Origin of the sequence: Nocardioides sp. NBC_00368 (assembly GCF_036090055.1) — a bacterium.
Taxonomy (GTDB): Bacteria; Actinomycetota; Actinomycetes; order Propionibacteriales; family Nocardioidaceae; genus Nocardioides.
Genome location: NZ_CP107970.1, coordinates 5863230 through 5889922 on the forward strand (window position 1 = coordinate 5863230; position 26693 = coordinate 5889922).

25 protein-coding genes are annotated in these 26693 nt (G+C 72.4%); 10 read left to right on the forward strand and 15 right to left on the reverse strand.

The genetic code is table 11. The annotated features are described in order from the left end of the window. Positions 1-27 precede the first annotated feature (27 nt). From OG984_RS28040 to OG984_RS28090, 11 genes are all read right to left on the reverse strand, one after another. Positions 28-1353 carry an MFS transporter gene (locus OG984_RS28040; protein ID WP_328529363.1) on the reverse strand — a complete coding sequence of 442 codons (1326 nt, stop codon included), beginning with the start codon at positions 1351-1353 and terminating at the stop codon, positions 28-30. 197 nt (positions 1354-1550) lie between these two features. Next, positions 1551-2003 carry a MaoC family dehydratase gene (locus OG984_RS28045; protein ID WP_328529364.1) on the reverse strand — a complete coding sequence of 151 codons (453 nt, stop codon included), beginning with the start codon at positions 2001-2003 and terminating at the stop codon, positions 1551-1553. Beyond that, entirely contained in the window at positions 2003-3226 is a 1224-nt protein-coding gene (locus OG984_RS28050) for an acetyl-CoA C-acetyltransferase (protein WP_328529365.1), read from the reverse strand. The genes OG984_RS28045 and OG984_RS28050 overlap by 1 nt, the downstream gene beginning before the upstream one ends. Beyond that, the gene (locus OG984_RS28055) at positions 3223-4086 is read right to left on the reverse strand and encodes an FAS1-like dehydratase domain-containing protein (protein WP_328529366.1); all 864 of its coding nucleotides are present in this window, start codon (positions 4084-4086) and stop codon (positions 3223-3225) included. The genes OG984_RS28050 and OG984_RS28055 overlap by 4 nt, the downstream gene beginning before the upstream one ends. Positions 4087-4103: 17 nt before the next feature. Next, positions 4104-4841 (reverse strand): 3-oxoacyl-ACP reductase FabG, encoded by a 738-nt coding sequence (fabG, locus tag OG984_RS28060; RefSeq protein WP_328529367.1) that lies wholly within the window; start codon positions 4839-4841, stop codon positions 4104-4106. 1 nt (position 4842) lies between these two features. Further along, positions 4843-6003: an acyl-CoA dehydrogenase family protein gene (locus tag OG984_RS28065; protein WP_328529368.1), complete on the reverse strand. Its 1161-nt coding sequence runs from the start codon at positions 6001-6003 to the stop codon at positions 4843-4845. After that, on the reverse strand, positions 6000-6833 hold the full coding sequence (locus OG984_RS28070) for an HpcH/HpaI aldolase/citrate lyase family protein (RefSeq protein ID WP_328529369.1): 834 nt from the start codon (positions 6831-6833) through the stop codon (positions 6000-6002). Before OG984_RS28070 ends, OG984_RS28065 begins: the two co-directional genes overlap by 4 nt. Further along, the gene (locus OG984_RS28075) at positions 6830-8098 is read right to left on the reverse strand and encodes a CoA transferase (RefSeq protein WP_328529370.1); all 1269 of its coding nucleotides are present in this window, start codon (positions 8096-8098) and stop codon (positions 6830-6832) included. Before OG984_RS28075 ends, OG984_RS28070 begins: the two co-directional genes overlap by 4 nt. Beyond that, complete coding sequence (locus OG984_RS28080; RefSeq protein ID WP_328529371.1) at positions 8085-9464, reverse strand: MFS transporter; 1380 nt, start codon at positions 9462-9464, stop codon at positions 8085-8087. The genes OG984_RS28075 and OG984_RS28080 overlap by 14 nt, the downstream gene beginning before the upstream one ends. Further along, a complete protein-coding gene (locus tag OG984_RS28085) occupies positions 9461-10246 on the reverse strand; it encodes a CoA-transferase subunit beta (RefSeq protein ID WP_328529372.1) in 786 nt (261 codons plus the stop codon). The genes OG984_RS28080 and OG984_RS28085 overlap by 4 nt, the downstream gene beginning before the upstream one ends. Then, positions 10243-11187, reverse strand: a complete 945-nt coding sequence (locus OG984_RS28090) for a CoA transferase subunit A (protein WP_328529373.1) — start codon at positions 11185-11187, stop codon at positions 10243-10245. The genes OG984_RS28085 and OG984_RS28090 overlap by 4 nt, the downstream gene beginning before the upstream one ends. 153 nt (positions 11188-11340) lie before the next feature. Between OG984_RS28090 and OG984_RS28095 the strand changes: the two genes are divergently transcribed. Next, complete coding sequence (locus tag OG984_RS28095; protein ID WP_328529374.1) at positions 11341-12258, forward strand: acyl-CoA thioesterase; 918 nt, start codon at positions 11341-11343, stop codon at positions 12256-12258. Here the strand turns inward: OG984_RS28095 and OG984_RS28100 are convergent. Beyond that, a complete protein-coding gene (locus tag OG984_RS28100; protein WP_328529375.1) occupies positions 12236-13174 on the reverse strand; it encodes a LysR family transcriptional regulator in 939 nt (312 codons plus the stop codon). The two genes, OG984_RS28095 and OG984_RS28100, sit on opposite strands and share 23 nt — an antisense overlap. A gap of 84 nt (positions 13175-13258) precedes the next feature. Between OG984_RS28100 and OG984_RS28105 the strand changes: the two genes are divergently transcribed. From OG984_RS28105 to OG984_RS28120, 4 genes are read left to right on the forward strand one after another with little or no spacing between them, the layout of a single operon-like run. Further along, on the forward strand, positions 13259-14491 hold the full coding sequence (locus tag OG984_RS28105; protein ID WP_328529376.1) for a CaiB/BaiF CoA transferase family protein: 1233 nt from the start codon (positions 13259-13261) through the stop codon (positions 14489-14491). A gap of 20 nt (positions 14492-14511) precedes the next feature. Further along, the gene (locus OG984_RS28110) at positions 14512-15660 is read left to right on the forward strand and encodes an acyl-CoA dehydrogenase family protein (protein ID WP_328529377.1); all 1149 of its coding nucleotides are present in this window, start codon (positions 14512-14514) and stop codon (positions 15658-15660) included. Next, a complete protein-coding gene (locus OG984_RS28115) occupies positions 15657-16433 on the forward strand; it encodes an enoyl-CoA hydratase/isomerase family protein (RefSeq protein ID WP_328529378.1) in 777 nt (258 codons plus the stop codon). The genes OG984_RS28110 and OG984_RS28115 overlap by 4 nt, the downstream gene beginning before the upstream one ends. Before the next feature lie 44 nt (positions 16434-16477). Continuing rightward, positions 16478-17797: a TIGR01777 family oxidoreductase gene (locus OG984_RS28120; protein WP_328529379.1), complete on the forward strand. Its 1320-nt coding sequence runs from the start codon at positions 16478-16480 to the stop codon at positions 17795-17797. A 3-nt stretch (positions 17798-17800) separates the two neighbouring features. Here OG984_RS28120 and OG984_RS28125 read toward each other — a convergent pair whose 3' ends face one another. Together OG984_RS28125 and OG984_RS28130 are read right to left on the reverse strand one after the other, a co-directional pair. Next, positions 17801-18925 (reverse strand): glycosyltransferase, encoded by a 1125-nt coding sequence (locus OG984_RS28125; RefSeq protein ID WP_328529380.1) that lies wholly within the window; start codon positions 18923-18925, stop codon positions 17801-17803. 68 nt (positions 18926-18993) lie between these two features. Then, complete coding sequence (locus OG984_RS28130) at positions 18994-19938, reverse strand: SDR family oxidoreductase (protein ID WP_328529381.1); 945 nt, start codon at positions 19936-19938, stop codon at positions 18994-18996. 132 nt (positions 19939-20070) lie between these two features. On the opposite strand from OG984_RS28130, the gene OG984_RS28135 reads away from it, so the two are divergent. From OG984_RS28135 to araA, 5 genes are all read left to right on the forward strand, one after another. Further along, a complete protein-coding gene (locus tag OG984_RS28135) occupies positions 20071-20706 on the forward strand; it encodes an endonuclease (protein WP_328529382.1) in 636 nt (211 codons plus the stop codon). 43 nt (positions 20707-20749) lie between these two features. After that, positions 20750-21766, forward strand: coding sequence for a LacI family DNA-binding transcriptional regulator (locus tag OG984_RS28140; protein WP_328529383.1), 1017 nt, complete (start codon positions 20750-20752; stop codon positions 21764-21766). Positions 21767-22005: 239 nt separating this feature from the next. Beyond that, positions 22006-23637 carry a xylulokinase gene (locus tag OG984_RS28145; RefSeq protein WP_328529384.1) on the forward strand — a complete coding sequence of 544 codons (1632 nt, stop codon included), beginning with the start codon at positions 22006-22008 and terminating at the stop codon, positions 23635-23637. Continuing rightward, complete coding sequence (locus OG984_RS28150) at positions 23637-24326, forward strand: L-ribulose-5-phosphate 4-epimerase (protein ID WP_328529385.1); 690 nt, start codon at positions 23637-23639, stop codon at positions 24324-24326. The genes OG984_RS28145 and OG984_RS28150 overlap by 1 nt, the downstream gene beginning before the upstream one ends. A 52-nt stretch (positions 24327-24378) precedes the next feature. Continuing rightward, the gene (gene araA / locus OG984_RS28155) at positions 24379-25905 is read left to right on the forward strand and encodes an L-arabinose isomerase (RefSeq protein WP_328529386.1); all 1527 of its coding nucleotides are present in this window, start codon (positions 24379-24381) and stop codon (positions 25903-25905) included. 115 nt (positions 25906-26020) lie between these two features. Here the strand turns inward: araA and OG984_RS28160 are convergent, their stop codons facing one another. Then, positions 26021-26671 (reverse strand): hypothetical protein, encoded by a 651-nt coding sequence (locus OG984_RS28160; RefSeq protein ID WP_328529387.1) that lies wholly within the window; start codon positions 26669-26671, stop codon positions 26021-26023. Between the last annotated feature and the right edge of the window lie 22 nt (positions 26672-26693).

Genomic DNA, 26693 nt, shown 5'->3' on the forward strand with positions numbered 1-26693 from the left:
GGTCGATCTCCGCTGAGAACGCCGCGCTCAGCGGGTGGCGGGAACGCTCGCCGCGTCCTCGGCGCCCTCCGACTCTGCGGCACCACGGCCGAGCAGCGCCCGGGAGCAGACCAGGGAGATCACCGTGGTCACCACACCGAAGGCAACCGGCACCACGATGCTGCCGGAGGTGTCCAGGAGCCACTGCAGGATCATCGGCGTGGTCCCGCACAGGGCCCCGGAGAGGCCGTACGTCACCGAGATGCCGGTGTAGCGGACCCGGGCCGGGAAGGCCTGGGCGAGCATGCCGGCCATGACGGCGTAGAACATCACGTCGGGGATCGTGGCCATCACCGCACCGAGCATCGCGAGGGTCCAGTTGCCGGTGCCCATCAGCACGAACATGAGCGCGAGAGCGGGGATCTCTAGGGCGAGCAGGACGGTGACCAGGGTGCGCGGGTTCCAGCGGGTGGCGAGGATCGCGCCGAACGGCTGCACGAAGAACTGCACGACGCTGGCGATCAGGATGATGGTGAGGAAGGAGTCCTTCTCGAAGCCGAGGTGGGTGGTCGCCCAGGCGAGCGCGAAGGTGTCGCGGGCGTAGACGACCACGAAGACGCACAGGATGCCGAAGACGCCGAGGGTCAGCTCGCGGGAGTTGGTGCGGAACAGCTCGACCACCGGGACGCGTACGACCTCGTTGCGCTCGTGGAGCTCCTTCATCGCCGGGGACTCCTCCAGGCTGAGCCTGATCACGAGCCCGACCACGACCAGCGCGGCGGAGGCCAGGAACGGCAGCCGCCAGGCCCACTCGAGCAGGGCGTCGTCGGGGAGCAGGCCGGTCACGGCGAGGAAGCTGAGGGTGGCCAGGATCCGGCCGGCGGGGGAGCCCTGCTGGGCGAAGGCGCCGAAGAGGAAGCCGCGGTCGGCGCGGGTGTGCTCGGTCGCGATCAGCACCGCGCCGCCCCACTCGCCACCGACGGCCAGGCCCTGCAGCAGCCGGAGGATGATCAGCAGCACCGGTGCGGCGGCGCCGATGGCCGCGTGCGTCGGCAGCAGGCCCACGCCGACGGTGGTGACACCCATCAGCAGCAGGGTCAGGATCAGCGAGCGCTTGCGGCCGATCCGGTCGCCGAGGTGGCCGAAGACCACCCCGCCGAGCGGCCGGGTGAGGAACCCGACGGCGAAGGTCGCGAAGGAGAGCAGGGTCGCGACGGCGGGCTCGGCGTTGCTGAAGAACAGCGGCCCGAAGACCAGCGCGGACGCGGTGCCGTAGATGTAGAAGTCGTACCACTCGATCGTGGTGCCGACGAAGGCGGCGATGCCCGCCTTGCGGGCCATCCGTTCGTCGGGGACGCGCGTTGACTGGGTCATGGGGACTGCTCCTCCGGGGGTTGTGTGTCGTCACGCACCGGAATGCTGTGTGACCGCGTTCACACTAAGAACCCGCGCCATTGCACGTCCAACACCAAATATGGATGGCATTGATACCCGTCCTGCGCTTAATGGTGGACCGGGCATGACGAAGCCGCCGACCGGCCGGAGGGCGGGTCGGCGGCACTCGGGGGACGTCAGGGAAGGACCAGCGTGATGCTCTCCGCGACACAGACCGGTCGCTCGGCCCCCTCGGCCTCGACGGTCCAGGAGACGACCACCTGGGTCCCGGCCGAGACCGGGCGGACCTCCTTGATCCGCGGCGTGGCCCGGATCTTCGAGCCGACCTCGACCGGAGCGGGGAACCGCACCTTCTCGAGGCCGTAGTTGAGCCGGGCGGAGCCGGCCTCGATCGTGTAGAGCTCGCCTGCGAAGCCGGGCAGCATCGACAGGGTGAGGTAGCCGTGCGCGATGGTGCTGCCGAACGACGACGCCGTGGCGCGCTCGACGTCGACGTGGATCCACTGGCGGTCGCCGGTGAGCTCCGCGAAGCGGTCCACCCGCTCCTGCGCGATCTGCACCCAGTCGGTGGTGCCGAGATCCTCGCCGACGGCGGCCTCGATCGCCTCGACGGATTCGAACGTACGCATCAGACCACCCGCTCGAAGACCGCGGCCATGCCCTGGCCACCGCCGATGCACATTGTCTCGAGGCCGTAGCGGGCCTCGCGGCGGTGCAGCTCGCGGGCGAGCGTGCCGAGCATGCGTACGCCGGTGGCGCCGACGGGGTGACCCAGCGAGATACCGGACCCGTGGACGTTGGTGCGCTGGAGGTCCTCGTCGGTGAACTTCCACTCGCGCATCACCGCGAGCGCCTGGGCGGCGAAGGCCTCGTTGAGCTCGATGACGTCCATGTCGGCCAAGGTCAGGCCGGCCTTCGCCAGGGCTGCCTCGGTGGCGGGGACCGGGCCGATGCCCATCACATCAGGACGTACGCCGGCGGCGGCCCAGGACACCAGCCGGACCAGCGGCCGCAGGCCGAGCTGCTCGGCGACCTCGGCGGTGGTGACCAGGCACATCGCGGCGGCGTCGTTCTGGCCGCTGGCGTTGCCGGCGGTGACGGTCGCCTCGGGGTCGGAGGAGCCGAGGATCGGCCGCAGCTTCGCGAGCGACTCCAGCGTGGTGTCGGCACGAGGGTGCTCGTCGGTGTCGACGACCACGTCGCCCTTCCGGGACGGCACCGTGACCGGCACGATCTCCTCGGCGAAGACGCCGCTCTGCTGGGCGGCGACCGCGCGCTGGTGGGAGCCGACGGCGAGCCGGTCCTGCTCCTCGCGGGGAATGGCGTACTCACGGCGCAGGTTCTCCGCGGTCTCCAGCATGCCGCCGGGGACCGGGTGGAACCGGCCGCCCGGCGTCTGCCGGCCGCGGGTGAGGCCGTCGTGGATCTGCACGCCGGTGCGGGCGCCACCCCAGCGCATGTCGAGCGAGTAGAAGGCGACGTTGCTCATCGATTCCGCACCACCGGCCACCACGATCTCGCTGGCGCCGGAGGCCACCTGCATGACCGCGTTGGCGACGGCCTGGAGGCCGGAGCCGCAGCGGCGGTCGACCTGCTGGCCGCCGACGGTGACCGGGAGCCCGGCATCGAGGCCGACGACGCGACCGATCGCGGGCGCCTCGGCGTTGGGGTAGCAGTGGCCGAGGATGACGTCGTCGATCCGCTCCGGGTCGATGCCGGTGCGGGTGAGCAGGCCCTGCAGCGCGGTGACGCCGAGGTCGACCGGGGTCAGGTCCTTGAAGACGCCGCCGTAGCGACCGATCGGGGTGCGGACGGGTTCGCAGATGACCACGTCGCGGGAGGGGTGATTCATGAAGGGTGCCTTTCAGGGGTGGTGGTCAGCTCGGCCGTGAGGCCGGCCAGCGCGGTGCCGTCGGGACGCCGCAGCGCGACCTCGGCGATGTCGGGTGTCGGCGCGTCGATCCCGACGTGGGCGGGGTCCCCACAGAACAGGGGAGCGGTGTTGCGATGCCTCAGCCGGCGTACGGCCCGGTCGGGATGGGCCAGTCGGAGCGCCTCGGCGAGCACGAGGGCCGAGAGCGGGCCGTGCACGACGAGACCCGGATAACCCTCGACCCGGGTGGCGTAGGGCCAGTCGTAGTGGATCCGGTGCGGGTTGGCGGTCGCCGCGCTGAACCGCATCAGCAGCGTCGGGTCGGTGACGAAGCGCCATCCGCCGACCTCGGCGACCAGCGGCGGACCGGCCGGTGGGACCGCCGAGGCGGGCTCCGGGTCGGGGAACGACGTCGGCGTCGGTGCGGCGTCGCGATAGATCAGGTCCTGGCGCTCCTCCACGAGCAGGTCGTCCCGGTCCGCGTCGAGGAGCCGGGTGCGTACCTCGACGATGGCCAACCGGCCGCTCCGGCCCGACTTCTCCTCGACCAAGACGACGTCGGACTGGCGGACGACCCGGGCGCCCGCCCGGAGGTCGCCGTGGAAGATCACCTCGCCGCCGGCGAACATCCGCCGCGGCAGGTCGATCGGAGGCAGGAAGTCGCCGCGCCGCGGGTGGCCGTCGATGCCGATGACCGACGACACCGGCCACCGCGGGAGCGCGACCCAGTGCCACAAGGGCGGGAGTACGTCCCCGGCGGCGGGCACCGGGGCGCCGCTGTCGACGAGCGCGCCGAGGGCGGCGACCGGACCCGTCTCGAGAGTCTCGATCGACGTCATCCGCCGCGGTCGCCAGGTCACATGTACCTTCCGCCGGTCACCTCGGCGACCGTGCCGGTCATGTAGGAGGAGAGCGGGGAGGCGTAGAAGAGGGCGACGTTCGCGATCTCGTCCGGCTCGCCGGCGCGGCCCATCGGGATCTCGGCCATCTTCTCGTCCCAGATCCGCTGCGGCATCGCCTCGGTCATCGCGGAGCGGATCAGCCCAGGCTGGATCGCGTTGACCCGCACCCCGTGGTGGGCCATCTCCTTGGCCGCGGCCTTGGTCAGGCCGACGATGCCGGCCTTCGCCGCCGAGTAGTTGGTCTGCCCGACCATGCCGACCTTGCCGGAGATCGAGGAGATGTTCACGATCGCGCCGGACTTCTGCTCCCGCATCCGGGCGGCGGCGAGCCGGGTGCCGTGCCAGCAGCCCTTGAGATGCACCGCGATGACCTGGTCGAACTGGTCCTCGGTCATCTTCCGCATCGTCGCGTCGCGGGTGATGCCGGCGTTGTTGACGACGACGTCGAGCGAGCCGTACGTCGCGACCGCGGTCTCCAGCGCACGCTCGACGTCCTCACCGCTGACCACGTCGCAGGCCACACCGGTGGCGACGTCGGGGCCCAGCTCCTTGGCCGTGGCCTCGGCGGCGGCGCCGTCGAGATCGGCGATGACCACGCGGGCACCCTCCGCCACGAACCTCTCCGCCACGGCGCGCCCGATGCCCTGTGCCCCGCCGGTGATCACCGCGGTCTTGTTGTCGAGAAGTGCCATGTCAGTTCTTTCCCTTCTGGTCGCGCGCCACCAGCTGGGCGGCGATCACGTTGCGTTGGATCTCGTTGGTGCCCTCGCCGACGATCATCAGCGGGGCGTCGCGGAAGTAGCGCTCCACGTCGTACTCCTTGGAGTAGCCGTAGCCGCCGTGCACCCGCACCGCGTCGAGGGCGACCTGCATGGCCGCCTCCGAGGCGAAGAGCTTGGCCATCCCGGCTTCCATGTCGGCGCGGTCGCCGGCGTCGAGCCGGTCGGCGGCGTCGAGGGTCATCAGCCGAGCGGCGCGCATCTTGGTGCCCATCTCGGCGAGCAGGTTGCCGACCGACTGGTGCTTCCAGATGGGCTTCCCGAAGCTCTCCCGGGTCTGGGCGTAGGCCAGGGCGTCGTCGAGCGCCGCCTGACCGACGCCGACGGCGCGGGCGGCGACCTGGATCCGGCCGACCTCGAGGCCGCGCATCATCTGGCCCCAGCCGAGGTGGGGCGTACCACCGAGGACGGCGGTCGCGGGCACCCGCATCCTGTCGAAGGTGAGCTCGCAGGCCTCGACGCCGCGGTAGCCGAGCTTGGGGATCTTGCCCGAGACGGTGAGCCCGTCGCCCGGCTCGACCAGCACCACGCTCATGCCCTGGTGGGCCGGGGAGGCGGAGCGGTCGGTGATGCAGAGCAGCCCGATCAGGCCGGCGTGCTGGGCGTTGGAGATCCAGGTCTTCGAGCCGGTGATGATCAGGTCGTCGCCGTCGGTGTCGGCGAACGTACGCATCCCCTGCAGGTCGCTGCCGCCGGACGGTTCGGTCAGCGCCATCGTGGCGCGCAGGCTCCCGTCGGCCATCCTCGGCAGGTAGGTCTCCTGCTGCTGCGGGGTGCCGAAGTGGCGTACCAGATAGCTGATCACCGAGTGGCCGCCGATGGCGCCGGCCAGGCTCATCCAGCCGCGGGCGAGCTCCTCGGTGACCCGCGCGAAGCAGGCGGTGCTCACGTCGACGCCGCCGTGCTCGGCCGGAACCAGGAGGCCGAAGAAGCCGAGCTTCTTCATCTCCTCGATGAGTTCCTCGGGGTAAACGTCGTCCGCCTCGAACTCGCGCACGCGGGGACGCACGCGCTCGTCGACGAAGTCGGCGACCAGGCGGACCATGTCCTGCTCGTCGGGGGTCAGGCTGCTCATCTGGCTGCTCCTGGGGTGGGTCGGGTGAGGGAGACGATGCGGCGGGCACGGGCGACGACGGGCGCGTCGACCAGGCGGCCGTCGACGAGCGCGACGCCGTCCTCGGTCGCGGCGGCCAGGACCCGTTCGGCCCAGGCGACCTCGTCGGCGGTGGGTGCCAGCGCCGCGGCTGCCGGTACTACCTGGCCGGGGTGGATGCAGAGCTTGCCGGCGAACCCGAGGGCCGCGGCCGCGGCGACGTCGGCGGTCAGCCGTTCGTGGTCGCGTACGTCCCCGGTGACCCCGTCGACGGGACCGGCCAGCCCGCCGACGGCGGAGGCGAGCACCAGGCTCCCGCGTGCGGGCGCGAGGGCCGGCGCGTGGTCGGGATCGACCCCGAGCTCGGCGGCGAGGTCGAAGCTGCCGAAGGCGAGGCGTACGACGCCGGGGGAGCGGGCCAGGTCGCCCGCCCGGGCCACGCCGAGCGCGGACTCGACCAGCGCCACGACGGCGGAGCCGGCGGGAAGGGCGGACATCACGGCCTCGACCGTCACGGGGTTGTCGGCCTTCGGCAGCACCACGGTCGTCGGACTGCCGAGGGCCGCGAGCGCGGCGATGTCGGCGTCGTGCCAGATGGAGCCGGCGGCGTTGACCCGCACCGCGACGGCGGCCTCGGCCCGGAGGAGCCAGTCGATGACCTGGGCGCGGGCCGCGTCCTTGGCCGCGGGGGCGACGGCGTCCTCGAGGTCGAGGACGACCAGGTCGGCGCCGGCCGCGGCCGCCTTGGCGTACCGCTCCGGTCGGTCGCCGGGGACGAACAGCCAGGTGCGGGCGGTCTCGGCGGCGCTCATCGGGCGACCGCCGAGATGCCGATGACGCCGCGGCCGAGCAGGTCGTCCAGCTGCTCGGTGGCCAGCCCGAGGGCGCCGGCGAGCACCTCGCCGGTGTCCTGCCCGACGGCGGGTGCGGGCCGGGGCGCGCTCCGGTGGCCGTCGACGGTGATCGGCGCGCCGGGGGCGAGCAGGTCGCCGACACCGGGCTGGGTGACCGTCGAGAACAGTGGGTGCTCGCGCAGCAGCCGGGCGTCGTCGGCGGCCAGGTCGCGGAAGCTGCGATAGGGCGACCACAGGATCCGGGTCTGCGCCAGCGCCCCCGTGACGTACGCCGTGTCGTGCTGCTCGAACCAGGCCGCGATCAGGCCGCCGAGCACCGTCCGGTGCCGGAACCGCGAGCCCTCCTCGGAGAAGTCGGCGTCGAGCGCGCGGGCGAGCGCGGCCACCGCCTCGGCGAGGCCGGTGACGCCCAGCAGGTCCGACCACTGCCGCGGGGTGAGCGCCACCAGCATGAACCGGTCGCCGTCCGCGGTGGTGAAGTCGCGGCCGAAGGTGCCGTAGACGTGGTTGCCGGTCGAGCCGCGTTCGCTCGCCGGCCGCAGCTGCGCCTCGGCGAGGTAGCCGAGGTTGCCCGCGACCGCGAGGGCGACGTCCTCCAGGGCGACCCGCACCTCGGCACCCTCGCCGGTGACGGCACGGCGGCGCTCGGCGGCGAGCACGCCGGTCGCGAGCTGGAGCCCGGCGGCGAGGTCCCACGCCGGCACCACGCCGTTGACCGGTGCGGCGTGCTCCTCCGGCCCGGTCACGAGCGGGAAGCCGGTGCCGGCCTGCACGGTGTAGTCGACGGCGGTCCCGCCGTCGTGGCGCCCGGTCAGGAGCACGTGGATGACGTCGTCGCGTCGGGCGCGCAGCGCGGCGTACCCGAGCTCCGTCCAGCGCTCGGTGTTGGTGACCACGATGCCGCCGGACGGGCCGCCGGAGACGACCAGGTCCGCGACCAGACGGCGACCTTCCGGGCGGGTGCAGTCGACGGCGATGGCCTTCTTCCCGGGGTTGAGCCCGTTCCAGTAGAGGCTGGCGCCGCTGTCGCTGAGCGGCCAGCGGGTGCGGTCGGGTGCCCCCTCGAGCGGCTCGACCCGGATCACCTCCGCGCCGAGCTGCGCCAGCGTGGTGCCGCACAGCGGGGTGGCGACGAAGCTTGACACCTCGACCACCCGCAGGCCGGCGAGCGGGCCGGCGAGCTCTTCGACGGGCACGTCGGAAGCGAGGTCAGCGATGGTCATGGAACACCCTTTCTGTCGAGGGCTCGGACGTGGTCGGGCCAGGGCCGGCCAGCACCCAGGTGACGGCGACCGCGGCGACCGGGACGCCGTAGACGAGCGCGAGGTTCCCGGTCGGGTAGGCGATCGCGACCCAGGAGTAGCCGACGGCGAGGCCGGTGAAGCGGAGCATGTTGTGGAGCCCGAGCGCGACGCCGTCGGCGGCCGCGGGGGAGGTCATCAGGCCCAGCGCGGAGGTCGCCTGCACGACGCCGATCGCGGAGCCGGTCACCACGAGTGCGATCACGGTGAGCGCGACGACCGCGCCGGACCCGGAGGCGGTCGCGGCCAGCGGCAGCGCGAGCAGGCCGAGCGCGAGCAGTGCCAGCCCGCCCCGCAGCGTGCGCCGGGCGGTGAACCGCTCGGTGACCCGCGAGGAGAGCGGTGCCGCGAGGGTCATCGCCAGGGCGAGCGCGAGCATCATGATGCCGATGTGTCCCGGCCCCAGCCCGAGGTCGCGGCCCAGGTGCAGGGGAGTGGCGACGATCGCCACGCCCAGGCACCCCATCACCGTGCCGGCGGCCATCGTGCTCGCGATGAACCTGCGCTCGTTGAGCAGGCCGGGCGGCACGAACGGTCCGGCACCGGTGCGGCCGAGCTGGGAGTGCGCGACCAGGGCGAGCACACCGACGGCCGCCATCCCCGCTGCCACCGGGATGCCGCCGTGCTGGCCGAGCCAGCTGATCGCGCCGACGAGGGCCCCGATCCCGATCAGGAGGGTTGCCATGCCGCTGACATGGAGCGGGGCGTACGACGGCGGGACGTCCGGCACTACGGTCAGGCACAGCACCAGCAGCACGGCGCTGAGCGAGGCGTGGGTGATGAAGACCCACCGCCAGCCGAGGGTGTCGGCGACCAGGCCGCCGAGGGGCGGACCGAGCGCCTGGCCGACCCCGATCGCGGCCGCCCACGCGGCCATCACCCGGGCCCGGTTGCCGGCCCAGTGGCGACCGAGCACCTGCTGGATCGCGGGCGGCACCGCCGAGCACGCGACCCCCTGCAGGGCACGCATCACGACCAGGAACGCGAGGTCCTGACTGAAGGCCGCCCCCGCCTGCGCCGCCACCATCAGCACCAGCGACCCGGCGAGCACCCGCCGGGGGCCGAACCGCTGGCACATCCAGCCCGAGACCGGGGCGCACACGACCATCGCCAGGGTGAAGGCGCTGACAGCGAACACGATCCCGCGCGGCGAGGCCCCGATCGCGTGCGCGATCACGTTGATCGGCGCGCTGATGATCGTGCTCGACAGGGTGCCGAGCGTCGAGCACGCCAGCAGGGCGACGTACGCCGCCCGGCGCGGCTCGTACGTGAGGGTGGACGGGCTCATCGCAGGTAGAGCCGCACCGTGTCGATCTCGTCGCGGAGCAGCCGGACCTCCTCCACGGTGGGCCGAGCGGTCTCGCGTACGTCGTCGGCGACCCGGATCTCCCACCCGGTCGCGGCGCGGACGTCGTCGACGGTGAGGCCGGGGTGGACCTCGCTGATCTCGAGCTCGCCGAGCTTGTCCGGGCGGCGGAGCACTGCCATCGGGGTGATCACGGTGGCGACCCCGTGGCCGGGCGGCACCATCCGCGGGTCCTCCTCGTGGGCACGTACCGGGCTGGGGGAGGTGCAGAAGTCGAGCTCGGCCGGCAGGGCGCCGGGGTCGTGGCGGCGCAGCACCACGACGCACTCGCCGGCGTTCGGCATGATCTCCGCCGCGCCGCCGGCGCCCGGCAGCCGCACCGTCGGCCTGTCCCAGTCGCCGATGAAGCTGGTGTTGAGGCTGCCCCAGCGGTCGACCTGGGCGGCGCCGAGGAAGCCGACGTCGACGTGGCCGCGCTGGAGCACGTAGCCGAACAGGGCGGGCATGCTGAGCACCGCGGCGGCGCCGGAGACCAGCACCGAGTCGGCGATGCCCTCCGCCAGGCCCTCGGGCTGCGCGCCACAGATGCCGGACTCGTAGACCAGCTCGACGTCGGGGTTCACGGTGCGCCGCGCCAGGTCGACCGCGAGCGTCGGCAGCCCGACACCGGCGAAGACGCGACGCTTGCCCACCAGCTGCCGGGCGGCGACCGCCGCGAGGAACTCGGTGCTGGACGGGGCCACGTCCGAGAGGGGGACGGTCATGACGCCTCCTGGGCGGCCACTCGGCGGCGGCCGAAGTCGACGGGCTGCGAGGGCCGGGGAGCGACGCCGAGCCCGGCCCAGCGCTGCGCGCCGAGCTTGGCGAGGTAGGTGGCTCGGTCGGGGACGCCGTACACCCACTCCTCGAGCCAGCCGAGCACCGCCTCGCGGTCGCGGCTGATGGGCGTCCACTCGCGGTAGAAGGCGTTGTCGCGGTCGTAGTGGCCCTGCGTATAGGACGGGTGCGCGCCGCCGGGGCACTCCACCACGGCGGTGACCGCGTGCGCGGGCAGCACCGTGCGGTTCGGGTCGGAGCGGACCACGTCCTCCTCGACGATCTCCTCGACGGTCGCGATCACGGTCTCGGCCGCGTACGCCGCCTCCTGCTGTGCCCCGACGATGCCCCACATCTGGACGTTGCCGGAGCGGTCGGCGCGCTGGGCGTGGACGATCGTCACGTCCGGGCGCAGCGGCGGGACCACGTAGATGTCCGGGCCGCCGTACGGATCGGCGACCTTGCGGATCAGGGGGTTGAGCCTGGGGAGGTCGCTGCCGGCGTAGGAGCGGAGCGGGAAGAACGGCAGGCCGGCGGCGCCGGCCTGGTAGCGGCAGACCATGCCGTAGTGGCTGTACTCCTCCACCTCGAGCGGCGCCGGGTCGGCGCTCTCCACGCGGCGCCGGACCTCGTGCAGGGAGCCCGCCGAGCCGCTGGCGAAGAACGAGGCGACCAGCTTCGAGACGCAGCCGGCGGCGATCATCTGGTCGGCCAGCAGGTCGGGGGTCATCCGGCAGAAGGTCAGGTCGCGACGGCCCTGGCGGATGATCTCGTGGCCGGCGGCGAACGGGATCAGGTGGCCGAAGCCCTCCAGCGCGACCGTCATGCCGTCCCGTACGTGGGTGGCCACCGCCGAGGCGAGATCGGTGACCTTGTCGGGCGCGGCCATGCGGGCTCCTCGGGGCAGGCGGGGGTGGGTCGATAGCCCCAGCCTGCCGCCCGCCGCGGGCTGAACTCCAATACTTCTTCCGCCGCCAACTGTTGATGAACAGGTATCAATAGTTAGAGACAGATATCGAAAGTGATGACAAAGGTCGGCACAATGAGCCGGGTGGACACCGCCTCTCCTGCCGCCGACGCCCGCGCTGCCGTGACCCTCGAGGAACTGCTCGACCTGCTCGACCTGAGCTGCGCCGACGACCCGGCCGGCCGGGTCAGTCACTGGGTCGGTCATCCGCAACGGCATCCTGCCGACCGGATCTTCGGCGGTCTGCTGCTCGCGCAGGCGCTGGTGGCGGCCGGTCGCGGCGTCGGTGACGAGCAGCGGATCGTCAGCCTGCAGGCCGACTTCGTCGGCGGGGTGCCGACGGACCGGCCCCTGCACTGGGAGGTCACGGTCGTCTCGGACGCGCCGTCACTGGCCACCCGCCGCAGCCGGCTGCTCGACGCGGCGGGGGAGGAGCTCTTCGGTGCGGTCACCCGCTGGGCGACGGTCCGTGACGACCTGCCGTCCTACAGCGCGGTCCGCCCGTGGCCGGCGCCCGACCCGGAGACGCTGCCGGACCTGGCTGACCGGTTCGGCTCCGACGAACGGATCCCGCCGTGGTGGCGGCTGCAGCGCCCGGTGCACTTCCGGCACGCCGTCGCCCCGCCGTACGTCGCCGCCGCCGAGCCCGGCGACCGGCAGACCACCTTCCTCCGGGCCACCGGCCCGCTGCCGGACGACCCGGTCGTGCGCGCGGCGCTGGTCGCCTATGTGACGGACATGAGCGTGCTCGAGCCGGCCTTCCTGGCGCTCGGATCGGCGCGGCACGTACCGGGTGCGAGGATCCTCAGCCTCACCCACGCGCTCACCTTCCACGCCGCCTCCGACCTGAGCGACTGGCACCAGTTCGACTGCCGGGTGGAGTCGGTCGCGCACGGGCGTGCCCACGGCGTCGGGGACGTGTTCGACTCCGCCGGGCGCCACGTCGCGACCGCGTCGCAGGCCGGCCTGGTCAAGGCGCCGACGGTCCGCTGACCGGCAGGTCCGGGGTCGGCAGGTCTGGGGTCGGCAGGGCCTCCTCCGAGGCGCGCAGCACGGCGTGCAGCGCCGGGCTCCGGTCCTCCTGACGCCAGGCGAGCTGCTGGAACGTGGGCCGCTCGCACTCGCTGATCCGGACCACGTCGATGCCGGTCTGCACGACGTTGGCGATCGCGGTGTCGAGCGTGAACGTGATGCCGACGCCGGCCGCGACCAGCGCGACGGCGGTCCAGCTGTCCGGCGCGGTCTGCACGATGTTGGGCACGAACCCGGCCTGGGACGCCGTCTCGACGAAGGCGTCGCGCACGCTCGAGCCGGGATCCGCCGGCAGCGCCACGAAGGGCTCGTCCCGGCACTCCGCCATGCTGACCTGCCCTCGGCCGGCCAGCCGGTGGCCGGCGGGAACGGCGAGCACGTAGTGCTCGATCGCGATCACCCGGTGCGCCAGTCCCTGCGGCTCGATCCGCCAGCGCGCGATGGCCAGGTCGAGCTCGCCGTCCTGCAGCGAGCGCAGCGCCTCGTAGTTGTAGGTGGTGCTCTGCAGCATCAGCTCGATCCCGGGATGCTGCTCGCGCACGATCCGGCCGAGCTGGCCGACCAGCACGTGGGAGGAGGGGCCGGCGAAACCGATCCGGACCCGTCCGGTCTCGCCCCGGCCCGCCGAGCGGACCGCCCGGCGCGCGGTGCGCATGCCCTCGAGCACCTCCTGCGCCGGCCGCACCAGCGCCTCGCCGGCCGACGTCAGCCGTACGCTCCGGGTGGTCCGGTCGAAGAGCTGGGCGCCGAGGTCCCGCTCGAGCTGCTTGATGGTGCGGCTCAGCGGCGGCTGGGCGATGTGCAGCCGCTCGGCGGCCCGGCCGAAGTGCAGCTCCTCGGCGACCGCCAGGAACGCTTCGAGATGGTGCAGGTCCATGGGGACAACTCTTGCATCAGTTGGAACAATCATCCAAGGATTAGGTATTGGACGGGCATAAGAAGTCGCGCCATGCTTTTCCGCATGACCACCGACACGGCCACCGACCTGCTGCCGCTGGAGGGGATCACCGTGGTGGCCCTCGAGCAGGCCGTCGCGGCCCCGCTCGCCACCCGTCACCTCGCGGACCTCGGTGCCCGCGTGATCAAGCTCGAGCGGGTGGGCGAGGGCGACTTCGCGCGCAACTACGACCACGCGGTGCACGGCCTCGCCTCCCACTTCGTGTGGCTCAACCGCGGCAAGGAGTCGGTGGCGCTCGACCTCAAGTCGCCCGACGGCGCCGAGCTCGCGCGCCGGCTGGTCGCCGGAGCCGACGTGTTCCTGCAGAACGCCGCGCCGGGTGCCGCCGAGCGGCTCGGCCTCGGAGCCGAGGAGCTCGCCGAACGCCACCCGCGGCTCGTCGTCGCCGGCATCTCCGGCTACGGCACCGGCGGTCCGCTGCGCGACCGCAAGGCCTACGACATGCTGATCCAGGCGGAGTCCGGCCTGATCTCGGTCACCGGGACCCCCGAGACGCCGACCAAGACCGGCGTCCCGAGCTCCGACATCGCCGCCGGGCTCTATACCAGCCAGGCGATCGTCGCCGCTCTGTTCCGCCGCGAGCGCACCGGCAGGGGCGGCATCGTCGACGTGTCGATGTTCGACGCGACCGTGGAGTGGCTCGGCCACCCGATGTACATGCAGATGTACGGCGGCCGCCAGATCCCGCGCATGGGACTCAGTCACGCCTCGATCGCCCCCTACGACGCCTACCCGACCGCCGACGGGGAGATCCTCATCGGCGTCCAGAACGACCGCGGCTGGCGGGCGCTGGTGACCGACGTCTTCCTCCGGCCCGACCTCGCCGACCACCCGCGGCTGGCCACCAACCCGCTGCGCGTCGCCAACCGCGAGGAGTGCGACGCGGTCGTCGCCGAGCACACCCGTGGCTTCGCCACCGCCGACCTCGATGCCCGGCTCGCCGCGGCCGGCGTGCCCGCTGCCCAGATCAACGACATGTCCGGCCTCGTCGACCACCCGCAGCTCGTCGGGCGCGACCGGTGGCGCGATGTCGACACCCCCGCAGGGCCGGTCCGCGGCGTACTGCCGCCGATGACGTTCCGCGACGTCGAGCTGCCGATGGGAGCGATCCCCGAGCTCGGCGCCCACACCGATGCCGTCCTCGCAGAGCTCGGCCTCGACACCGGCACCATCGACCGGCTGGCCGCAGATGGTGTGGTCGGCCGGCCCGGCGACGTACCCGTTCCCACGCCCTGATCCCGCACGAAGGAGCACCCATGGAGCCCGACGAGTTCACCTCGATCCTCGACGCCGTCCGCGCGTTCGTCCGCAAGGAGGTCGTCACGGCCGAGGACGAGATCGAGGAGACCGACCAGATTCCCGACCGGCTCCGCCAGCAGGCCGCGGCCATGGGGCTGTTCGGCTATGCGATCCCCGAGGAGTACGGCGGTCTCGGTTTCACCATGTCGGAGGAGGTCCGGCTGGCGATGGAGCTCGGCTGGACGACGCCGTCGTTCCGCTCGATGTTCGGCACCAACAACGGGATCGCCGGTCAGGTGCTGGTCAACTGCGGCACCGAGCGGCAGAAGCAGCAGTACCTGCCGGGGCTGGCCGGCGGCGACCTGGTGGCGTCCTTCGCGCTGACCGAGCCGGAGGCCGGCTCCGACCCGAGCGGCCTGCGCACGCGCGCGGTGCGTGAGGGCGATGCGTACGTCATCAACGGGCAGAAGCGCTTCATCACCAACGCGATCTGGGCCGATCTGCTCATGGTCTTCGCCCGGACCGGCGACCTCGCCGAGGGCGCGAAGAACATCTCGGTGTTCGTGGTGCCGACCGACGCCCCCGGCGTCACCATCGGGCCGCGCGACCACAAGATGGGTCAGCGCGGTGCGGTGACCTCGGAGATCTTCCTCGACAACGTGCGGGTGCCCGCCGAGAACCTGGTCGGCGAGGTCGAGGGCGAGGGCTTCTCGGCGGCGATGCGGTCGCTGGCCAAGGGCCGGCTGCACATCGCGGCGCTGACCGTCGGCCTGGCCGACCGGCTGATCGAGGAGAGCCTGCGCCACGCCACGACCAACGGCCAGGGCGGCCAGAAGCTGGCCGAGTTCCAGCTGATCCAGGCGATGCTCGCCGAGAGCCGGACCGAGGCGTACGCCGGTCGGGCGATGGTGCTCGAGGCCGCCCGCAGCTGGGACGACGGCAGCGACCGGCGTACGGCACCGTCGCTGTGCAAGCTGTTCTGCACCGAGGCCGTCGACCGGATCGCCGACCGCGCGGTCCAGATCCACGGCGGTCTCGGCTACATGCGCGAGGTGCCGGTCGAGCGGTTCTACCGCGACGCGCGGCTCTTCCGCCTCTACGAGGGCACCAGCGAGATCCAGAAGCTGATCATCGCCAAGCAGATGGTCAAGGAGTTCCAGGGATGACCTCGGCGCGTGCCAGGGCGGTCCGCGTCGAGGACCGGGGCCACGTCCGGATCCTCACCCTCGACCGCCCCGAGCGCCGCAACGCGCTCGACCTCGCCGACCGGCTGGACCTGCTCGACGCGCTCCGGGCAGCCGAGGTGGAGGCCCGCGCCGTCGTCCTGACCGGCTCCGGCTCGGTGTTCTCCGCGGGCGGCGACATCCGGTCGATGTCGCAGGACCGCGATGTCGCCCGGCAGCGTCTCGACGTCGTCAACGCCGTCGTACGCCAGCTCGTCAACGGCGAGCGGTCGATCGTGGCCGCGGTCGAGGGCGGCGCCTACGGCCTCGGCCTCGCCCTGGCCGCCGCCTGCGACCTCGTGGTCGCCGGCCGCTCGGCGACCTTCTCGACCTCCTTCGGGAAGATCGGCCTCGGCCCCGACACCGGCCTCGCCTACACCCTCCCGCGCCGCGTCGGCCAGGGACGCGCACGCGAGCTGCTGCTGACCGTACGCACCTTCGACGCCGCCGAGGCCGAGCGGATCGGCGCGGTCGAGACCGTCGTCGACGACGGCACCGCCCTCGACCACGCGGTCGAGCTGGCCGCCCGCGTGGCCGAGCTCTCGGCGCCGATGGTGACCGGAACGCGGCGCATCCTCACCCAGGCCGACCAGAGTCTCGACGGCGTACTCGCGGCCGAGGCCGACCTCCAGGTCGAGCTCCTCGCCGGCGAGCAGTTCGCCGAGGGCCGGGCCGCCTTCCTCGAGCGCCGGCGGCCCGACTTCATCGACGCCTGAGCAGGGAGGTTGTACGTCCGGCCGATCCGCGCAAGGCTTCGGGCATGACGTCGCCGCTGGTCCGGGTCCATTCGCTGACGACACGTGTCGAGGCACCGATCGAAGAGGTCTTCGAGTGGCATCGGAGGCCGGGAGCGATCCACCGGCTGATGCCACCGTGGACGCCGGGGGAGGTGCGGGTGGAGGCGACCGACCTGGCCGACGGCACCGCGGTGCTCTCGCTCGGCCGCGGCGTGGACTGGGTCGCCCGCCACGACCCCGAGGCCTACGACCCGCCACACCTGTTCACCGACCGGCTCGCGTCGCTGCGGCCGCTGTCGTGGACCCACCGGCACGAGTTCGCCGCATCCGGTGAGGCCACGCTGGTCACCGACCGGATCGAGACCAACGTGCTCGGGAAGATGGTGGACCGGATGCTCGGCTACCGCCACGCCCAGCTGAGCGCCGATCTGGCCGCCCACCACCGGACGTACGCAGGCGGCAAAGCCCTCACCGTCGCGGTCACCGGTTCGAGCGGGACCGTCGGGCGCGCCCTGGTCCCGTTCCTCACCACGGGCGGCCACCGGGTGATCCGGCTGGTGCGGCACGCCCCGGCGGGGGAGGACGAGCGCCGCTGGGACCCGTCCGCCCCCGCGCCTGACCTCCTCGACGGGGTCGACGCGGTCGTCCACCTGGCCGGAGCGTCCATCGCGGGCCGCTTCACCCAGGCGCACAAGGCGGCGATCCGCGACTCCCGGATCGAGCCGACCCGGCGGCTCGTCGAGGCGGCGGCCCGCAGCGGCGTACCCACCTTCGTGAGCGCGTCCGCGATCGGGATCTACGGCGCCGACCGAGGTGACGAGGTCCTCACCGAGACCTCGGTGCCGGGCACGGGATTCCTCGCCGACGTCGTCGCCGACTGGGAGGCTGCGAGCCGGGTCGACGGACCGCGAGTGGTGAACGTGAGGACCGGGATCGTCCAGACGCCCGCCGGGGGAGCGCTGCGGCTGCAGCGACCGCTCTTCGCGGCCGGCCTGGGCGGGCGGCTCGGCAGCGGCGAGCAGTGGCTGAGCTGGATCGGCATCGACGACCTCGTCGACATCTACCACCGCGCGCTCCTCGACGAGACGCTGGACGGTCCGGTCAACGCGGTCGCTCCCGAGCCGGTCACCGGCCGGGTCTACGCGCAGACCCTCGCCCACGTGCTACGCCGCCCCGCGCTGCTGCCCACCCCGGCCCTCGGCCCGCGGCTCCTGCTCGGCAAGGAGGGGGCGGACGAGATGGCGCTGGCGAGCCAGCGGGTCGAGCCGGTCACGCTCGGGAGCGACCACGAGTTCCGCCATCCGACGCTGGAGGAGACGCTGCGCCACGTGCTCGGGCGCTGAGGCTCAGGCCTCGCCGCCGAGCAGAAGATTCGCCGCGACCGCCGCTCCGTCGACCCGGGCCTCGGCGGCCATCGCGGTCGCGCGGGCGCGGACCTCGGGTGCGAGCGCGGCGCGGAGAGCAGCGGTGAGCGACTCGACCGTCGGTGCGGCGCCGTCGTGGGCGACCCCGACACCGACATCGGCGACGCGGCCGGCCCAGTACACCTGGTCGCCGGCCTGGGGGACGACCACCTGCGGTGCGCCGGCCCGGTAGGCCGTGGTCATCGTGCCCGCGCCACCGTGGTGGACGACGGCGGCGACCCGGCCGAAGAGCCTGCGGTGGTTGACCTCACCGACGACGAAGCAGTCGTCTCGGCCGTCGACGACGTCCAGTCCCGCCCAGCCGCGCCCGATGACCACTCGCCGTCCCTGCGCGCGGATGGCCTCGACCGCGACCCGCACACTCTCCTCGCCGACGGTGCGCATGCTGCCGAACCCGACATAGACCGGCTCCTCGCCGGCGTCCAGGAAGCCGAGCAGATCGGCCGGGAGCGGGCGGTCGTCGTCGAGCACCCAGGCGCCGGTCTGCACGACGTCGAGACCTGGCGTCCCGTTCCACGGGCCGAGGGTCGGATCGGCCGCCAGGAGCGGGTGAGTGGTGAACATGAACTCGGCGACATCGGTGACCGGCGAGAGCCCGATCGAGGTCCGGTGGGCGTCGAGAGGCTCCTTGAACAGCTCGGTGAAGCTGCGCCCGCCCAGGCCGTCGACGACATCGGGGCAGAACAGGACGTAGTGGTAGGGGATACCGAGCTTCTCGGCCACCGAGGGCGCGACGAACTGCGACATCGCGGTGGCGACCACCACGTCACAGCCCTCAGCGGCCTCGGCCACCGTGTCGTACTGCGCCGTGATGAAGTCCGTCACCCGCTGGTGACGCTCCTCGGGCGTCGGTGGCCGCTCCCACGACCGCCACGGCTTGAGGAACGGCACGTGCGGTACACCCTCCCGTGACAGCAGGTCGGCGAACTCCGCGTCCGGCGGCGCACACATCCGCACCTCGGCGCCCCTCCGCTGCAGCTGCACCGCCAGCGCCACCAACGGCTCGACATCGCCGCGCGACCCGTACGTCGACAACAGCACCCGCATCCATGGCTCCGTTCCGTGGGCCCGGGCCGCGCCCGGGAGGACGGCAGCATACGGCTTCGGGGCCGCGCTCAGGAGGTCGGCAGCGCGATCCGGGTGAGGCGCTCGGAGATCTCCCACAGGCGTGCGGCGTCCTCGGCGTTGACCAGCGGCCGGTAGAGCGCCTGCTCGGCGGGCGCGCCGCCGAGGTTTCCCGGCCCCCTGGGGCCGTACATCCGGCCGCCGACGGCCTCGGGCGACGTCGCGGCCAGCAGCGCGGGGAGGGCGGCGGTCTCGGGGGTGCCGAGGAGGATCCCGCGGGCCGAGAGCCAGCGGATCATGCGTACGGAGAGCGTGTCGGTCGTACGTCCGATCTCGGGTCGCGCGGCCAGCAGGTTGGTCGGGGCGACGCCGGGGTGGGAGAGGTTGCTGGTGATGCCCCAGCCGCCGGCCCGGCTGCGCCGATCCAGCTCCAGGCCGAAGAGGCCGACGGCGACCTTGGACTGGCTGTAGGCCTTCATGACATGGTAGCTCTGCTCCCAGTTGGGGTCCTCCCAGTTGATCGCGCCCCGCCTCGCGGCGACGCTGACCTGGGACGTCACCCGAGCCTGCCCGGCCCGCAGCAGCGGCAGGATCTTGGCGACGAGGGCGAAGTGGCCGAGGTGGTTGGTGCCGAGCTGGAGCTCGAACCCGTCGGCGGTCGTCTGCCGCTCCGGCGGCGTCATCACCCCGGCGTTGTTGATCATCAGGTGGAACGGCTGGTCCTCGCCCAGCAGCGTCTCGGAGAGCGCCGCCACCGACGCCAGCGAGGACAGGTCGAGGTCGCGCAGCGAGACCCTCGCCTCCGGGACCTTTCCGCGGATCGTGGCCAGCGCCTTCTCGCCCTTGGCGGCGTTGCGTACCGGTATGACGACCTCGGCTCCGGCGGCCGCGAGCCGGGTGGCCATCACCAGCCCCATCCCGTCGCTGGCTCCGGTGACCAGGGCTCGTCTGCCGGACAGGTCCGGGATCGTGATGTCGATGGGTCGGCGTGGCATCGGTCTGCTCCTCGAGAAGGGCTCTGGGGTCGGATCCATCCTCGGTCGCTCACCCGGGTCTATCCAGGGTCTGCCGATCCCAGCCTCGGCGGTCCACGCATGTGGCCGCCGCGCGTCGGGTACGTCGATGGGGTGAGTGAACGGGAGCGCGACGTGGTGCGGCGTCTGCTCGACGCCGGCGGCATGACGTACGCCGAGGAGGCCGGCATCCGGCTCCGGGACAAGCCGTCGCCGCTCTACCGGCTGCTCGTCCTGGCGATGCTCTCCTCGACCCGGATCTCGACCGACATCGCGGTCGCGGCGGCGCGCGAGGTGTCGGCCGCCGGATGGCGTACGCCGCAACGGCTGCTCGACTCGACCTGGCAGCAGCGCGTGGACGCGCTCGGGCGGGCGCACTACCGCCGCTACGACGAGAGCACCGCGACCAAGCTCGAGGAGCAGGCCCGGTGGCTGCTGGACACCTACCGCGGAGACCTCCGCCGGCTCCGCCCCTCCTCCCGCGACGACGCCGACGCGTTGATCGACGCGCTCACCGAGTCGCCGCGCATCGGCCCGGTCGGAGCCCGGATCTTCTGCCGCGAGGTCCAGGACGTGTGGCCGGCGCTGTCCCCCTTCCTCGACGGCCCGCTCCTGGACCAGGCCGGGGAGCTCGGCCTGCCCGAGGACCCGGACGAACTCGCCGCGCTGGTCCCTGACGGGCGCTGCGCCCCGCTCGCGGCCGCGCTCACCCGAGCGCGTCACGGGCTTCCCGATCTCGAGGTGAGCTGAGGGCCTCCCACCCGTCCTGGGTGATCCCGCTTAGGATCACCGCATGGTTCACGGGGAGTCGAAGAACGCGCCGAGCATGGCGGATGTGGCGGCCCGGGCAGGGGTCTCGCACCAGACCGTGTCCCGGGTGGTCAACGGCTCCGATGCCGTACGCGGCGACACCCGCGACCGGGTGCTGGCGGCTATCGAGGAGCTGGGCTACCGGCGCAACAAGTCGGCGCGGGCACTGGTGACCCGGCGGTCCGGACGTCTGGGCCTGCTCTACTCCCAGCCGCACCTGTACGGGCCCGGCACCCTGGCCGCCTCGGTGCACCAGGCCGGCCAGCGGGCCGGCTACGACATCATCCTGAGCCCGGTGCCGCACCTGGACGCGACCTCGGCGGAGGGGGCGATCGAGGCGCTGCTCGACGACGCGGTCGAGGCTGTGCTCCTCGGCGTCTCGCACCAGTCGTTGGAGGACCTGGTCGCCCAGATCGCGTCCACCGTCGAGGTCGTGATGATCCACAGCGACCCGCCGGAGGGGGTACGCTCGGTGGGGATCGACCAGCGCGCCGGAGCCGTGCTGGCCACGCAGTACCTGCTGGACCTCGGCCACCGCACCATCGCCCACGTGGCCGGTCCGGTCGGCTGGATCGACGCCGGACAGCGCCGGGAGGGCTGGCTGGCCGCGCTCCGCGACGCCGACGCCCGACCGGGCCCGGAGATCTTCGGCGACTGGTCGAGCCGCAGCGGCTACGAGGCCGGTGCCGCGATCGCCCGGGACCCGTCGGTCACCGCCGTCTTCGCGGCCAACGACTCGATGGCGCTCGGCGTGATCCGGGCGCTCCACGAGGCCGGCCGCCGGGTCCCGCAGGACGTGAGCGTGGTCGGCTTCGACGACGTCCCGGACGCGGCCTACCTGTGGCCGCCGCTGACCACCGTCCGGCAGGACTTCGCGTCGCTGGGCGAGCTCGCCGTGGAGGTGGCCACCAAGGCCATCGCCGACGGCACCGTCGAGGTGCCCCCGCTGCTGCAGCCCGAGCTGGTCGTGCGGTCCTCGGCTGCCCACAGGCCGAGCTGACCGATACCGCCGAGGCGTCACGTACGTCGGCCGAGACGTCACCTACGTCGGTCGAGTTGGCATCGCCATGCCAACTCGCCCGACGGGGCTGACGCCTCGCCCGACGGGGCCGACGCCTCGCCCGACGGGGCCGACGCCTCGGCATCTCTTCTGGAACAGGAGGTAACTCGCGCGTAATATGTTAGCGTTCACATCGCCTCGAACCCCACCCCGAGCCGCCGGGCAGAAACGGAGCCGTGATGACGCAGCGAGCAGGCCACCTGCCTGACCTCGAGGAGACCGCGCTCGGTATCGAGCTGGGCTCCACCAACATCAAGGCGTGCCTGATCGGGCCCGACCACGCGCCCATCGCCACCGGCTCCCACCTGTGGGAGAACGAGCTCGCCGACGGGCTGTGGACCTACTCGCTCGAGGCGGTCTGGGCGGGCGTCCAGGGTGCCGTCGCCGCCCTCGGGGACGAGGTCGAGCGCCGCTACGGCACCCGGCCGACGACCTTCGGGGCGATCGGTGTCTCGGCGATGATGCACGGCTATCTCGCCTTCGACGAGGCCGGCGAGCTGCTGGTGCCCTTCCGCACCTGGCGCAACACCAACACCGCGGTCGCCGCCGCCGAGCTGTCGCAGACCTTCGGAACCAACATCCCGCTGCGTTGGTCGATCGCCCACCTCTACCAGGCGATCCTCGACGACGAGCCCCACCTGCCCCGGATCGCCTCGCTGACCACTCTCGCGGGCTACGTCCACCGGGCGCTGACCGGCGAGCACGTGCTCGGCGTCGGCGACGCCTCCGGGATGTTCCCCATCGACCCGGCGACCGGGACCTACGACCAGCGGATGCTCGAGCAGGCCGGTCACCTGGCCGCCGCCAAGCATCCCGGCCTGCGGATCGAGGGGCTGCTCCCGCAGGTCCTCCCGGCGGGAGCCGACGCCGGCCGACTCACCCCCGAGGGTGCGGCGCTGCTCGATCCCACCGGCACGCTGCGGCCGGGCATCGTGCTGTGTCCGCCCGAGGGCGATGCCGGCACCGGGATGGTCGCCACCAACTCGGTGGCCCAGCGCACCGGCAACGTCAGCGCCGGCACCTCGATCTTCGCGATGGTCGTCCTCGAGGAACCACTCGCCACCGTCCACCACGCCATCGACGTCGTCACCACCCCGGTCGGCGACCCGGTCGCGATGGTGCACTGCAACAACGGCGCCAGCGAGCTCGATGCCTGGGCCGGCGTCTTCGGCGAGTTCGCCGCCGCGCTCGGTCACCCCTGCGAGCCCGACGCCGTCTTCGGGGCCCTGCTCACCGCGGCGCTGAAGGGCTCGCCCGACGGCGGCGGGCTGCTGGCCTACAACTATCTGGCCGGCGAGCCGATCACCGGCCTCGACGAGGGCCGCCCGCTGTTCGTACGCACCCCTGGCAGCCGCCTCGACCTCGCCGGCTTCGCCCGCGCCCAGGTCTACGGCGTCTTCGGCACCCTCGCCCTCGGCATGCGCGTGCTCGCGGACCAGGGCGTCGAGATCGACGCGATGTTCGCCCACGGCGGCCTGTTCCGCACCGCGGGCGTCGCCCAGCGGCTGCTCGCTGCGGCCACCGGTGCCCCGGTCGCGGTCGGTCACACCGCCGGCGAGGGCGGTGCCTGGGGGATCGCGGTCCTGGCTGCGTACGCCCGGACGACCACGGCCGGCAGCGACATCGCCCTGAGCGCCTATCTCGCCGAGCGCGTCTTCGGTGACATCGACCTCGAGGTCGTCGAGCCGGACGCCGCCGACCTCGCCGGGTTCCGGACCTACCTGGAGCGCTACCAGGCCGGCCTGGACATCGAGCGTGCCGCCGTGGCCGCGCTCGCCGCCAAGCCAGAGAACACAGAAGGAGACCAGTGATGACGGGCGTCCCCACCGCTCTTCGCGCCGCCGTCGACGAAGCCAAGGAACGCGTCGCCGCGCTGCACGCCGAGCTGCCCCGCTGGGAGCTGGTCGTGTGGACCGCCGGGAACGTCTCCGAGCGGGTGCCGAACCCCGACGGCGAGGACCTGCTGGTCATCAAGCCGTCCGGCGTCGCCTACGAGGACATCACCGCCGAGGCGATGGTCGTGTGCGACCTGGCCGGCAACCTCGTCGAGGGGGAGCGCTCGCCATCCTCGGACACCGCCGCCCATGCGTACGTCTATGCCAACATGCCCGAGGTCGGTGGAGTGGTCCACACCCACTCCACCTACGCCACGGCCTGGGCCGCCCGCGGAGAGGAGATCCCCTGCGTGCTCACGATGATGGCCGACGAGTTCGGCGGGCCGATCCCGGTCGGTCCGTTCGCGATCATCGGCGACGACTCGATCGGCCGCGGCATCGTGGAGACGCTGCGGGAGTCGCGCAGCCCGGCGGTGCTGATGCGCAACCACGGCCCGTTCACCATCGGCAAGGACGGCCGCTCCGCGGTCAAGGCCGCGGTGATGTGCGAGGAGGTCGCCCGCACCGTGCACATCGCGCGCCAGCTCGGCCAGCCTCTGCCCATCGACCAGCGCCACGTCGACTCCCTCTACGACCGCTACCAGAACGTCTACGGCCAGCACTGAGCTGCGCCCTCGAAGCATCAGCACACCACGTGAGCACTGGAAGGACCCCCACATGAGCAAGCCCACCGCGCCGAAACCCTATGGCGACCGCGAGGTCTGGTTCTTCACCGGCAGCCAGGACCTCTACGGCGAGGAGACTCTTCGTCAGGTGGCCGAGCAGTCCCAGGAGGTCGCCCGCGCCCTCGACGCGTCGGACGACGTACCGGCGAAGGTCGTGTGGAAGCCCGTCCTGAAGGACGCAGCGTCGATCCGCCGCGCGATGCTCGAGGCCAACTCCGACGACAACGTCCTCGGCGTGATCACCTGGATGCACACCTTCAGCCCGGCCAAGATGTGGATCACCGGCCTCGACACCCTGCAGAAGCCGCTGCTGCACCTGCACACCCAGGCCAACGTCGAGCTCCCCTGGTCGGAGATCGACATGGACTTCATGAACCTCAACCAGGCCGCCCACGGCGACCGGGAGTACGCCTACATCGCCACCCGGCTCGGCGTCGCCCGCACCACCGTCGTCGGCCACGTCTCCAACCCGGCGGTCACCCGCCGCGTCGGCACCTGGGTCCGCGGCGCCGCCGGCTGGGCAGCGACCCACGGGCTCAACCTGGTCCGCTTCGGCGACAACATGCGCAACGTCGCCGTCACCGAGGGTGACAAGACCGAGGCCGAGCTGCGCTTCGGGGTCTCGGTCAACACCTGGGGCGTCAACGACCTGGTCGCCGCCGTCGAGGCGGTGGCCGAGGACGCCGTGGACGCGCTGGTGGCCGAGTACGAGGATCTCTACGACGTCGTCCCCGAGCTCCGTCGCGGCGGCGAGCGTCACGAGTCGCTGCGCTACGCCGCCCGCCAGGAGATCGCCATGGAGGCGTTCCTGGTCGAGCGCGACGCGAAGGCGTTCACCACGAACTTCGAGGACCTCGGCGGGCTGCGTCAGCTCCCCGGCATCGCCGTGCAGCGGCTGATGGGCAAGGGCTACGGCTTCGGCGCCGAGGGCGACTGGAAGACCGCAGTGCTGGTGCGGGCCGCGAAGGTGATGGGGGAGGGGCTGCCCGGTGGCGCCTCCCTGATGGAGGACTACACCTACGACCTCACCCCCGGCGCGGAGGTCATCCTCGGCGCCCACATGCTCGAGATCTGCCCCTCGCTGACCACCTCTCGTCCCAAGGTGGAGATCCACCCGCTCGGGATCGGCGACCGTGAGGACCCGGTCCGGATGGTCTTCGACGCCGACTCGGTCGAGGGTGCAGTGGTCGTCTCCCTGGCGGACATGCGCGACCGCTTCCGGCTGACGGCCAACGTCGTCGATGTGGTTCCGCCGACCGAGGCCCTGCCCAACCTGCCGGTCGCGCGCGCCGTCTGGTCCCCGCGCCCCGACTTCGCCACCTCCGCCGAGGCCTGGCTGACCGCCGGCGGCGCGCACCACACGGTGATGTCGACCGCCGCCGGGATCGAGGCATTCGAGGTCTTCGCCAACATCGCCCGCACCGAGCTGCTCGTCATCGACGAGTCCACCACCCGCCGCGGCTTCGCCGACCAGGTGCGCTGGAACCAGGTGTTCTACCGGGTCGCCCAGGGCCTGTGAATGATCGGTGCACTCACCGAAGCTTGGTGAGTGCACCGATCGTGCACCTGCGCGATCTGTGCACCCGAACAGGGGGCCTGGGTGCACGGATCGTGCACGATCGGCTGGGATTGGATCATCGCCGCCGGTCGCGAATCTGGTAGATGCGCTGGACGGACACGCCGGCGACCTCGGCGAGATCCTTCGCGGTGTGGCCGTCGAGAATGGCTTCGCGTACGCAGGTTGCCCAGAAGCTGTCGCGTCGGGCCGCTTCGCGTTGCGCGACCTCACGATCAGCCTTCGCTTGTTCGATCACGACCTTCCAGTCGCGCGGCGCGATGGCGATCGTGTCCTCGGGCCACCCGCCACCGCCAGTGCCCAGGACCGTCCAGCCGGATAGGCCGAGAGTGTCCGCGGCTGTGCCCGAGACGGCCAGTTCGGCCAGAACTTCGCCATCGTCGTTCCTCACCTGCACCGAGTCGGTCGAGCTTCCTTCGTGGTTGACGACGGCCGCTCTGAACCGTGTTTCGCGGACGACAGCGAACGGCGAGCCGATGACGACTGTCTCGACCGGCGCCCATCCGATCTCCCGGAGGAGATAGGTGATGCGATGTTCGGGAGAGATGAATGGGTCTGGGTCAGGCCCGCCCTGGTGCATCGCAGACGTGATCGTCGCGACCGGGCTTGTCGGCGAACCGGCTCCGGGTAGGTCGCTGCTCGGCCGGACTTCGATGACGACATCTGCAGGTTCGTGTTGAGCGGTCGTCGCGACTGCCGTGAAATCCACACCCAGATTATAGCGCGCTTTA

Bases quoted from the DNA above. Each gene is read 5' to 3' on its own strand.
- OG984_RS28040 (WP_328529363.1), bottom strand. From the start codon at position 1,353: ATGACCCAGTCAACGCGCGTCCCCGACGAACGGATGGCCCGCAAGGCG.
- OG984_RS28045 (WP_328529364.1), bottom strand. From the start codon at position 2,003: ATGCGTACGTTCGAATCCGTCGAGGCGATCGAGGCCGCCGTCGGCGAG.
- OG984_RS28050 (WP_328529365.1), bottom strand. From the start codon at position 3,226: ATGAATCACCCCTCCCGCGACGTGGTCATCTGCGAACCCGTCCGCACC.
- OG984_RS28055 (WP_328529366.1), bottom strand. From the start codon at position 4,086: ATGACGTCGATCGAGACTCTCGAGACGGGTCCGGTCGCCGCCCTCGGC.
- fabG (WP_328529367.1), bottom strand. From the start codon at position 4,841: ATGGCACTTCTCGACAACAAGACCGCGGTGATCACCGGCGGGGCACAG.
- OG984_RS28065 (WP_328529368.1), bottom strand. From the start codon at position 6,003: ATGAGCAGCCTGACCCCCGACGAGCAGGACATGGTCCGCCTGGTCGCC.
- OG984_RS28070 (WP_328529369.1), bottom strand. From the start codon at position 6,833: ATGAGCGCCGCCGAGACCGCCCGCACCTGGCTGTTCGTCCCCGGCGAC.
- OG984_RS28075 (WP_328529370.1), bottom strand. From the start codon at position 8,098: ATGACCATCGCTGACCTCGCTTCCGACGTGCCCGTCGAAGAGCTCGCC.
- OG984_RS28080 (WP_328529371.1), bottom strand. From the start codon at position 9,464: ATGAGCCCGTCCACCCTCACGTACGAGCCGCGCCGGGCGGCGTACGTC.
- OG984_RS28085 (WP_328529372.1), bottom strand. From the start codon at position 10,246: ATGACCGTCCCCCTCTCGGACGTGGCCCCGTCCAGCACCGAGTTCCTC.
- OG984_RS28090 (WP_328529373.1), bottom strand. From the start codon at position 11,187: ATGGCCGCGCCCGACAAGGTCACCGATCTCGCCTCGGCGGTGGCCACC.
- OG984_RS28095 (WP_328529374.1), top strand. From the start codon at position 11,341: ATGAGCCGGGTGGACACCGCCTCTCCTGCCGCCGACGCCCGCGCTGCC.
- OG984_RS28100 (WP_328529375.1), bottom strand. From the start codon at position 13,174: ATGGACCTGCACCATCTCGAAGCGTTCCTGGCGGTCGCCGAGGAGCTG.
- OG984_RS28105 (WP_328529376.1), top strand. From the start codon at position 13,259: ATGACCACCGACACGGCCACCGACCTGCTGCCGCTGGAGGGGATCACC.
- OG984_RS28110 (WP_328529377.1), top strand. From the start codon at position 14,512: ATGGAGCCCGACGAGTTCACCTCGATCCTCGACGCCGTCCGCGCGTTC.
- OG984_RS28115 (WP_328529378.1), top strand. From the start codon at position 15,657: ATGACCTCGGCGCGTGCCAGGGCGGTCCGCGTCGAGGACCGGGGCCAC.
- OG984_RS28120 (WP_328529379.1), top strand. From the start codon at position 16,478: ATGACGTCGCCGCTGGTCCGGGTCCATTCGCTGACGACACGTGTCGAG.
- OG984_RS28125 (WP_328529380.1), bottom strand. From the start codon at position 18,925: ATGCGGGTGCTGTTGTCGACGTACGGGTCGCGCGGCGATGTCGAGCCG.
- OG984_RS28130 (WP_328529381.1), bottom strand. From the start codon at position 19,938: ATGCCACGCCGACCCATCGACATCACGATCCCGGACCTGTCCGGCAGA.
- OG984_RS28140 (WP_328529383.1), top strand. From the start codon at position 20,750: ATGGTTCACGGGGAGTCGAAGAACGCGCCGAGCATGGCGGATGTGGCG.
- OG984_RS28145 (WP_328529384.1), top strand. From the start codon at position 22,006: ATGACGCAGCGAGCAGGCCACCTGCCTGACCTCGAGGAGACCGCGCTC.
- OG984_RS28150 (WP_328529385.1), top strand. From the start codon at position 23,637: ATGACGGGCGTCCCCACCGCTCTTCGCGCCGCCGTCGACGAAGCCAAG.
- araA (WP_328529386.1), top strand. From the start codon at position 24,379: ATGAGCAAGCCCACCGCGCCGAAACCCTATGGCGACCGCGAGGTCTGG.